At 51.8% G+C, this 220-nt stretch carries 1 protein-coding gene; it reads right to left on the reverse strand.

Annotated elements, in window-relative coordinates; translation table 11 throughout:
* The coding region (locus HMPREF3168_RS10830) for a zinc ribbon domain-containing protein (protein ID WP_246825711.1) at positions 1-220 on the reverse strand (220 nt) is incomplete at both ends.

The raw sequence follows: 220 nt of genomic DNA on the forward strand, positions 1-220 counted from the left end.
CAGCTTCTCATGGCCGTTGTGGCCCATGATGGAGCCACAGGCATGACACCGCTGGGTTGTGTTGCGCTTGTCGATCTCAATGAAGGCCTTGCCGTAAAGGCCTGCCTTGTATTCAAGCATTCTCTGAAAGCTGGTCCAGCCCGCATCAGAAATCGACATTGCCAAGGCATGATTCTTCATCAGATTTTTCCCTCTCAAGTCCTCAAGCACTACTACGTCG

The organism is Lactobacillus sp. HMSC08B12 (assembly GCF_001808415.1).
In the GTDB taxonomy this organism is placed as follows: Bacteria; Bacillota; Bacilli; order Lactobacillales; family Lactobacillaceae; genus Lactobacillus; species Lactobacillus delbrueckii.